Source organism: Corynebacterium sp. CCUG 69979 (assembly GCF_024454095.1).
Taxonomy (GTDB): Bacteria; Actinomycetota; Actinomycetes; order Mycobacteriales; family Mycobacteriaceae; genus Corynebacterium; species Corynebacterium genitalium.
Genome location: NZ_JAGPZA010000024.1, coordinates 20,945 through 29,371, shown reverse-complemented (window position 1 = coordinate 29,371; position 8,427 = coordinate 20,945). Strand labels below are relative to the sequence as shown.

At 64.5% G+C, this 8,427-nt stretch carries 10 protein-coding genes and 1 pseudogene; 4 read left to right on the top strand and 7 right to left on the bottom strand.

Translation table 11 applies throughout. From position 1 onward, the window contains the following. Positions 1–216: 216 nt before the first annotated feature. Positions 217–1,365, bottom strand: a complete 1,149-nt coding sequence (locus KBX18_RS10785) for a ribosome small subunit-dependent GTPase A (protein WP_255996095.1) — start codon at positions 1,363–1,365, stop codon at positions 217–219. Continuing rightward, positions 1,358–2,638 carry a 3-phosphoshikimate 1-carboxyvinyltransferase gene (gene aroA / locus KBX18_RS10780; protein ID WP_255996093.1) on the bottom strand — a complete coding sequence of 427 codons (1,281 nt, stop codon included), beginning with the start codon at positions 2,636–2,638 and terminating at the stop codon, positions 1,358–1,360. Before aroA ends, KBX18_RS10785 begins: the two co-directional genes overlap by 8 nt. A 19-nt stretch (positions 2,639–2,657) precedes the next feature. Between aroA and KBX18_RS10775 the strand changes: the two are divergent. Then, positions 2,658–2,963 (top strand): annotated as a pseudogene (locus KBX18_RS10775) (SOS response-associated peptidase family protein); the annotation flags it as partial. A gap of 2 nt (positions 2,964–2,965) precedes the next feature. Here KBX18_RS10775 and KBX18_RS10770 read toward each other — a convergent pair. Then, a complete protein-coding gene (locus KBX18_RS10770; RefSeq protein WP_255996091.1) occupies positions 2,966–3,442 on the bottom strand; it encodes an aminoacyl-tRNA deacylase in 477 nt (158 codons plus the stop codon). Positions 3,443–3,462: 20 nt separating this feature from the next. On the opposite strand from KBX18_RS10770, the gene KBX18_RS10765 reads away from it, so the two are divergent. Beyond that, complete coding sequence (locus KBX18_RS10765) at positions 3,463–4,038, top strand: sigma-70 family RNA polymerase sigma factor (RefSeq protein WP_255996089.1); 576 nt, start codon at positions 3,463–3,465, stop codon at positions 4,036–4,038. Continuing rightward, positions 4,038–4,313, top strand: a complete 276-nt coding sequence (locus tag KBX18_RS10760; RefSeq protein WP_005286055.1) for a hypothetical protein — start codon at positions 4,038–4,040, stop codon at positions 4,311–4,313. The genes KBX18_RS10765 and KBX18_RS10760 overlap by 1 nt, the downstream gene beginning before the upstream one ends. 77 nt (positions 4,314–4,390) lie before the next feature. On the opposite strand, the gene KBX18_RS11920 is transcribed toward KBX18_RS10760, so the two are convergent. Both KBX18_RS11920 and KBX18_RS10755 read right to left on the bottom strand, forming a co-directional pair. Next, the gene (locus tag KBX18_RS11920) at positions 4,391–4,465 is read right to left on the bottom strand and encodes a 50S ribosomal protein bL37 (protein ID WP_095066802.1); all 75 of its coding nucleotides are present in this window, start codon (positions 4,463–4,465) and stop codon (positions 4,391–4,393) included. Positions 4,466–4,573: 108 nt separating this feature from the next. Further along, the gene (locus KBX18_RS10755; protein WP_005286053.1) at positions 4,574–4,831 is read right to left on the bottom strand and encodes a WhiB family transcriptional regulator; all 258 of its coding nucleotides are present in this window, start codon (positions 4,829–4,831) and stop codon (positions 4,574–4,576) included. Between the two features lie 527 nt (positions 4,832–5,358). Between KBX18_RS10755 and KBX18_RS10750 the strand changes: the two genes are divergently transcribed. Then, a complete protein-coding gene (locus KBX18_RS10750) occupies positions 5,359–5,841 on the top strand; it encodes a hypothetical protein (RefSeq protein ID WP_255996086.1) in 483 nt (160 codons plus the stop codon). Here the strand turns inward: KBX18_RS10750 and KBX18_RS10745 are convergent. Together KBX18_RS10745 and KBX18_RS10740 are read right to left on the bottom strand one after the other, a co-directional pair. After that, positions 5,838–7,064 (bottom strand): hypothetical protein, encoded by a 1,227-nt coding sequence (locus tag KBX18_RS10745; protein WP_255996084.1) that lies wholly within the window; start codon positions 7,062–7,064, stop codon positions 5,838–5,840. The two genes, KBX18_RS10750 and KBX18_RS10745, sit on opposite strands and share 4 nt — an antisense overlap. Beyond that, on the bottom strand, positions 7,061–8,383 hold the full coding sequence (locus KBX18_RS10740) for a DEAD/DEAH box helicase (protein ID WP_255996082.1): 1,323 nt from the start codon (positions 8,381–8,383) through the stop codon (positions 7,061–7,063). Before KBX18_RS10740 ends, KBX18_RS10745 begins: the two co-directional genes overlap by 4 nt. Positions 8,384–8,427: the final 44 nt, after the last annotated feature.

Below are 8,427 nucleotides of genomic sequence, written 5' to 3'. Positions count from 1 at the left end.
CAATGTCCAAAAACCCCACCGACTCCACGCCCAAAAAGTCACCGGACTCCGTGTCCAAAAACCTCATGGACATAACACCGGTTAGCTAGTTCCAGACAGCTAGTTCGTTCGATTTGGGGCCGATAAACCAACAAACAAGCTGTTTGGAACTAGTCATTCGCGGTGGGGAGGTCTGCCGGGAGCCTGCTGGGAGCCTGCTGGGGCGGCTGCGGGTACCTAGTCGTAGGTGGTTTCGTTGATGCGGAGGGCCGCAAGCAGGCTGCGGACCGCGTCGACCCGGCGGCGGATCACCGAATCCTCGCCGCCCGAGGCGGTCGCAGCGGTGTCAGCGGGCGCAGCGGTGTCAGCGGTGTCGGTGGTCTCGGTGGCGAGCTGGCCCCACGCACATTCCGGATCAGCTGGCGGACCCATGTGGGTGCAGCCGCGGGGGCAGGCCTCGGTCGCCTCGGCAAGATCCGGGAACGTCGCGATGACATCGTCTGGCGAGACGTGGGCGAGGCCGAAGGAGCGGATACCCGGGGTGTCGATGATCCAGCCGCCAGACTCGAACCCGCCGGATTCAACCTCGGTCGCGCCATCCTGTGCGGTGTCCCCATCGGCGGGGAGCTCGAGCGCCACCGACTGAGTAGAGGTGTGGCGGCCTTTACCAACCCCGGAGACCTCCCCGGTTTCACGGTTCGCGTCGGGGACGAGCCGGTTGACCAGGGTTGATTTTCCGACGCCGGAGTGGCCGATGAGGGCGGAGAGGCGGCCGTCGATAAGCGAGCGGAGATGCGCGAGGTCATCCTCGATGCCGGTGCGCAGGACGTCGACGTTCAAGTCGCGCAGCTCGCGCTCGAACTCGCCGGGGTCGTCCAGGTCAGATTTGGTCAAGCACACGACAGGCGTGACGCCGCCGACGAACGCGGCGATGAGGGCGCGCTCGACGAAACCGGTGCGCGGCGGGGGATCAGCCACAGCGCAGACGATGAGGAGGATCTCGGCGTTGGCGACGACGATGCGCTCGTACGGGTCGGTGTCATCGGCAGTGCGCCGCAGCTCAGACGTGCGCTCCTGGCGTTTCACAATGCGCGCGAGGGTGTCCTTCTGGCCGGAGGTGTCGCCAACGACGCCGACGCGGTCGCCGACCTCGATGGAAGTGCGGCCGAGTTCGCGGGCGCGCATGCACACCACGCGCGTGCCGGCCTCCGGGCCTTCCTCCAGGACGACGCCCCACCGGCCGCGGTCCTTCGACACGACGAGGCCAACGACGGCATCTTCATGTTTCGGCCGGTCCTTTGTCCGCGGGCGCGAGCCTTTGCCGGGGCGGACGCGGACATCGGATTCGTCGTAGCTGGAGAAGTCCCGCGAGGCGCGTCTAGCCATGGGTACCGCCGACCATGCCGGACCACATGTGCTCGAACCCGGGCAGCGTCTTCGCCGTCGTCCCGATGTCCTCGACGGAAACACCCTCAACGGTCAGACCGATGATCGCACCGGCGGTGGCCATGCGGTGGTCGGCATAGGAGTGCCAGGTGCCGGAGTGGAGGGGGGCGGGGGTGATGCGCAGGCCGTCGTCAAGCTCGTCGCACTGGCCGCCCAGCGCGTTGATCTCGGCGGAGAGCGCTGCGAGGCGGTCGGTTTCGTGGCCGCGCAGGTGCGCGATGCCGGTGAGTTCGGACGGTGTGGTGGCGTGGGCAGCAAGCGCGGCGACCGTCGGGGTGAGTTCGCCGATGTCACTCATGTCCAGCGAGATCCCGCGCAGTTTTCCACCTTCCGGGCCGGTGACTTTCAGCGCGTGCGCCGGCCCGTTGGGGACCAGCGAGACGTTGCAGCCCATGCGTTCGAGAATGCCGCGGATCGCGTCTCCGGCCTGGGTGGTTTCCTGCGGCCAGAAAGGGACAGTCACTTCGCCGCCGGTCACGGCCGCAGCTGCGAGGAACGGGGTGGCGTTAGACAGGTCCGGCTCGATCATCCACGTCCGCCCGGCGATGGGGCCAGGCTGCACGGTCCACTCGTTGTCGCCGGTCTCAACGGTCACGCCGGCGTCGCGCACCATGTCGACAGTCATTTGGATGTGCGGCATCGACGGTAGCTTCCCGCCGGTGTGCACCAGTTGCACGCCGCGCTCAAAGCGGGCACCAGCCAAAAGCAAGGCCGACACAAACTGCGAGCTTGACGACGCATCAATCTCCACCCGTCCCCCCAGCGCCGATCCCGATCCATTCACCGTGAATGGCAGGGAATCCCCCTCCACGTCAACGCCAAGGTCACGCAGGGCGTTGAGGATGGTCGAGACGGGGCGGGAGCGGGCTTGTGGGTCGCCGTCGATAAGCACGGGCCCGGATGCGAACGCTGCGACGGCGGGCACGAACCGCATGACGGTGCCTGCGAGCCCGCAGTCGACCTGGGCGCCGGTGAGCGCGCCTGGGGTGGCTGTGACCGCGTACCCATTGCGCGTGAACTGCACACCCATGCTCTCCAGTGCGGACTCCATGAGGTCGGTGTCGCGGGAACGCAAAGCTCCGACCAGCGTCGATGGGCCGTCAGCGAGGGAGGCGAGCACGTAGGCTCGGTTCGTCAACGACTTCGACCCCGGAATCACCTGGGTGTGGGTGATGGGGTCGGGGTGGTAGGGCGCGGGCCAGAGTTGCGTCATGCGGTTAATATTACCGAGCATGTGCGGACGCTTTGTTCTCTTCACCACCGGCCACGATCTCGTCGAAGCCGTCAGCCAGCTTCCCGGCGTCACTGACGTGGCCACACCCGACGGTACCCCGCCGCCGCGGTACAACATCGCGCCGACCAACCAGGTGCCGCTGATCCGCATCGCCGAATCAGCCGCGCAGATCGACTCCGCGCGCTGGGGCCTGTTGCCCACTTGGAAGAAAGACGAGGACGGCCCGCCGCTGTTCAACGCGCGCCGGGAGACCGTGGCGGAGAAACCGTCCTTCCGGGCCGCGTTCAAGGAACGCCGGCGGCTTAACTAGCTGCTGGCGATGTCGGCGAATTCAGCCCCCGCTGCCGCCGCGAGGTCCTGCGGGCTCACCGCGAACGAGGGACCACGTTGGCCGGCGGAGCAGGTGATGCGGTCGGTGTGGGCGACGGAGGCGTCGATAAGCGTGGGCAAGGTGCGGGAGGTGCCCAACGGCGAGATGCCGCCGACGACATATCCCGTCATGCGCTGCGCGGCGGCAGGGTCTGCCATCTCGGCGTTCTTCCAGCCCAGAGCCTTGGCAGCTTTCTTCAGCGACAAGTGGCCTGAGACCGGCACGCAGCACACGGCGAAGTCGCGGCCGTGGGAGATCACGAGTGTCTTCAGCGTCAACGCGGGGTCCAGGCCGAGCTCCGCGACGGCGTGATCACCGAAGTGATCGCTGTGCGCGGCGTATTCGAGCAGCTCATAGTCGATACCGGCAGTTTGAAGCGCTTCCAGCGCGGGTACGGGCAGCCATGGCAGCAAGCCTAGCTATAGTGGCACCCATGCCCGATAAAGACCTCGAGCGCCGCTTCACCGAGGAGGCCATGCCGCTGCTGGACCAGCTCTACGGCGGCGCCCTGCGGATGACGCGCAACCCGCAAGACGCAGAGGACCTGGTACAGGAGACCTACCTCAAGGCGTTCAACGCGTTCGATTCCTTCAAAGAGGGCACGAACTTGAAGGCGTGGATGTACCGCATCATGACGAACACGTACATCAACAGCTACCGCAAAAAGCAGCGCCGCCCGCTGGAGACGTCCGCCGAAGACGTCACGGACCGCCAGCTGTACACCACCAGCTCGCACGATTCGACCGGCCTGCAATCGGCTGAGGTTGAAGCGCTGGACAATCTTCCGGACCAGCAAATCGGCGACGCGATGAACTCGCTTAACGACGACTACCGCATGGTCGTCTACCTCTCCGACGTCGAGGGTTTGGCCTACAAGGAAATCGCCGAAGCGCTGGACATTCCCATCGGCACAGTGATGTCCCGGCTGCACCGTGGAAGAAAACAGCTGCGCGGGTTGTTGAAGGACGTAGCAAACGCGCAAGGAATCGGTTTGGAGGACGCGAACTAATGTCTCAAGACGACTGCCGCATCGAGCCCGCCCAGGCTCACGCGCTTTTGTGCGAATACTTCGACCCGGCCACACCTGCTGAACGTGCCGACGAGATCGAAGCCATCATCCAAGCCTGCCCCCAATCTTTCGCGTGGCTCGAGTCGGAGAAGCAAGTGCGCTCCATCGTCCGGCGGTGCAACTGCCAGGACCAAGCCCCGGAAGGACTCCGGCAGAAGATCGTGCAGTCAATCTCCATTTCCTCGGTGTCCTACACCCAGATCCGCTTCGACTAGCGCAATCTGCCGGGGCAGACTGGCAGCAAAAATGTCCCCTCACCGATTTCTCGGCGAAGGGACATTTCTATTACTGCTTAAGAGTTGGGACGCTTGCCGCGGTTTGCACTCTTTTTGCGGCGGTCCTTGCGCTTACGACCACGCTTGCTCATCACGACCTCCTTGGGCCATCGGGGTGTTAGGAACTATGCGTTCACTGTATCGGGGTTCAGCGGTGGGGCGATAATTGCCCCCGTTCACACCGCTGTGGCAGCGGGACTTTAAGCGGAAAGGCGCTGGCGGTTGCGCTGCTTGTTACGGCGCTTCAGCGCGCGGCGCTCCTCCTCGGACATGCCGCCCCACACGCCTGCATCCTGGCCGGTCTCAAGTGCCCACTTCAGGCACTGGGAGGTGACGGGGCAGCGGTTGCAGACCAGCTTGGCCTGGGCGATCTGGGACAGTGCGGGGCCGGAGTTACCGACCGGGAAGAACAGTTCGGGGTCTTCGTCGCGGCAAACAGCTTCGTGGCGCCAATCCATGATGGGGGTCTCCTTTATTCAGTGGGTTCTGTGTGATGTTGTTGCGTTCTTGGTCGAGCGTGCGCACCACTAACAAACCCCCGTGAAGCAGGCATGCATCTGGAAAGCACAACGCCTCAAAGCGAGTGCGGTACAGGCACACTGCGGTCACGGTGATCCTGGAGATCAGGGTTTGCGCAAAGTAGAAGAATCCGGCTTCCCTACGGGCGGTGTTCTCGGTGGCTCCGAGACCCGTCTTCCGTTTACCGGATGTTAACTCCGTGGTGGCTTGGAGTTAGTGGCTAGGTAACTAGCTCTTTGTTTTTGCTACCCGAGAATAATGGCATGTTTACATAGCGCGCGCTAGGGGTAAACGCCAAATTGTGACCTAATTCATATTCAGTGCTGCTTGCCGGCTGGGGTTTGGAGGGGAGGGGGACGAAGCGTCGATAAGCGAAAACCGCGTTGTGGTGCACAAACGTGGGCACCGCGGGAAAACCGCGCAAGGGGAGTTCGTCAAATCGCGGACGCCACATAGGATGAGATGCGTGAGTTCGACACCCAGCCCCCAAGAAACCCCGGACAACCTCGTGCCTACGTCTGCGCCTGCGCCGATGAAAATGTCTGCCGCGGTCGCAATCGTCGAAGGTGCCGCCGCGATCGGCTACGGCATCTACTTCGCCATCACGCAGGCACGCATGGGGGCAGATGAGGCTTTAGTGGAGTCGGACACCGCCGCTTTCGCCTTCGTGGGAGTGGGCACGGCACTGTTCATCCTGGCAGCCTTCGGGCCGATGGTCTACGGCGCCATCAACATCCTGCGCGGCGGCCAGTGGGGCCGGTCCATCATCGTGTTCATCAACGCGCTGCTGCTCGGCATCGCGTTCTTCATGTTCAGTGGGGGAGCAGTCGCACTCGGTGTGACCACGCTGATCGCGGCGTTGCTCGCACTCGGGTGCGCGCTTCACCCGGCATCGACGGATTGGGCGACATCGAGCTTTAACAAGCGCCGCGCGCGACAGCAGCGCTAGGACGCGTCCAGCACGACGACGTCAGCGCCTCGCTTTTCGACGATGGTCGGCCCAGCCGACGCCACCGCCACCTGCCCCGTGAAACCGCCACGGTCGACAGGGATGACTTTCTCCACGGTCTCGCTATCCCAATCCGCCACGGCGATGCCGTCTGAGCTGGCGTAGAGCAGCCGGCCACCAATGGCGGCACCGGTGCCGAGCGCGCCCTGGTAAATCGTGGTCACGGCCAAGGTAGCCGGGTCAAGCAGGAGCAGGTTGTTGCCGTCGAAGTAGCTCATGTGGTGCGGCAGATCCGCAGTCTGGACGTCGGCGACACCGATCGCGGAGTCCGCCAGCAGGTTTGACTCTGGGACGGATGCGCTGGCGAGTTCCGCGCCGTCCTGGTCGTAGGAGGTGACCTTGGAGGTCGCTGGGTCGTGGATCGCCGCAGCGTCCTGGCTGATGCCCACAAGGTAGGCGCCGTCCGGGATGGAGACGGACCCGTCGTGCATCTCCGGTTTACGGGAATCTTCCGGAGTGGTCTTCTGGAAGCGCAGCCACGCCCCGTCTTCACAACGCTCCGTGATGGCCAACAGCTCGGTGCGGGTGAGCGCGGAGGTCAGGGTGCAACCGGGGTTCGGTTGCGTCTCCGGCTCCTGGCGTGCTTCCAGTTCGCCGTACTCGACGGTGCGGACCAAGTCGGAGCGCCACAACTCGGCACGCGAGATGCCCGCATTACCGACGGTGCCCACGCGGTCATTCGACGCGATGACAGCCACTTGCTCGGGTGAGATAGCGGAACGGGTGTCCACGTATTGGCCGGTCGCTGCCTTAATAGACACAACATCGCCGCATCCGATCTTGGTGCGGTACACAGCAACGACGTTGCCCCATGCGCTGGCCATGCCGCACAGCTCAGGTCCGCGCTTGTAGGTCCACTCTGTCTCACCTGCCGGGTTCGTGGCGGTGATCGTGTTGTCTGCGTAAGTGATCACGAGACCATTGACCACGAGCGGCCTTGGCGAGGGGGAAGCATCCGGCAAGGCGTGACTCTCAGTGAGGCCGTTCGGCACGTTCGCCAAAATGCCGGCATCGGGGAACTCTTCGGCGGCAGGTGCGAGCTCGTCCTGGCGGATCGGCGCCGTGAAGTACGCAATGAGCAGGAGCAAAACGCATACGGCCGCGATCACGGCCGTGGCGATGAGGTCTCCACGGGTGCGCCGCAGGGGAGTGTTGGAGCTCATCGGCGCCTCCCGGAACGCGAGCGCGAACCGGAGCCAGAACGCGAGCGGGACCGCTGCTTCTGCCCCTCACCGCCGGAGCGCTTGGGGATGCCGTGCACCTCCCGGGCCGGTCCGACGGAGGACTTTGCGTCCTCGGGGATGCTCAACGCGTCGAAAAGCTCGGGCGACGTGGAGAACCACGACGGCGGCTCCGGCATGTCCAGGCCCAGCTCGTCGGAAATGATCTTCCACTTCCCGGTTTCATCGAACCCGACCAAGGTCACAGCCGTGCCTGTGCGGCCCGCGCGGCCGGTGCGGCCAATGCGGTGGACATAGGTCATCGGGTCATCCGGAGTTTGGTAGTTGATCACGTGAGTGACGTCGTCGACATCGATTCCTCGGGCGGCGACATCCGTGGCCACGAGGATTTCCACATCCCCTTTGCGGAACGCCTCCAGCGACCGCTCGCGGGCAGATTGCCCCAGGTCACCGTGGACGGAGCCGACGGCGAAACCGCGCCGCGCCACGTCCTCGGCGACCTCAGCGGCGGTGCGCTTCGTGCGGGTGAAAATAATGGTCCGGCCACGGCCGTCGGCCTGCAGCACGCGGGCGACAACCTCCGGCTTATCCATCTTGTGGGACACGAACACGACCTGCTTGGTGGTGTCGTGCAGCTGGGAGGAATCAGCAGACTCGGCGCGGATGTGCACCGGCTTGTTCATCATCTCCCGCGCCAGCTTCAGAATCGGTGCTGGCATCGTGGCGGAGAACAGCAAAGTCTGCAGCGGCTGACTCAACGCTCCCCACAGCCGCTGGATGTCGGGCAGGAAGCCCAGGTCGAGCATCTCGTCGGCCTCATCGAGCACGAGAATGGCCACGCGGTCCAAGACCAGGTCGCCGCGCTCATGCAGGTCCAGCAGACGGCCGGGCGTGCCCACCACGACATCGACACCGGCTTCCAGGGCGTTCAGTTGCTCGTCGTAGGGGCGGCCGCCATAAATCGTCGTCAAGCGGACGGGCGTTTTCGACGCTGCCAGCGTGAGATCCTCGCTGACCTGAACTGCGAGCTCGCGCGTGGGGGTGATCACCAGAGCGCGCGGGCTGCCGTCAAGTTCCTCAATTGCCGCATCGTCGAACACGCGGTCCAACAGGGGAACCCCAAAGGCGAACGTCTTACCCATGCCCGTGCGGGCCTGACCGATCAGATCGCGGCCCGCCAACGCGAGCGGCAACGTCAACTCCTGGATGGAGAAAACGCGCTCAATGCCGGACTCTCCGAGCGCCTCCACAATCTCTGCGGCGACACCGAGCTCGGCGAAGGTGGCTTGCTGATCGGACACGTGAACATCTTAACTGCCCACCGTTACAATGTGACCATTGCAGC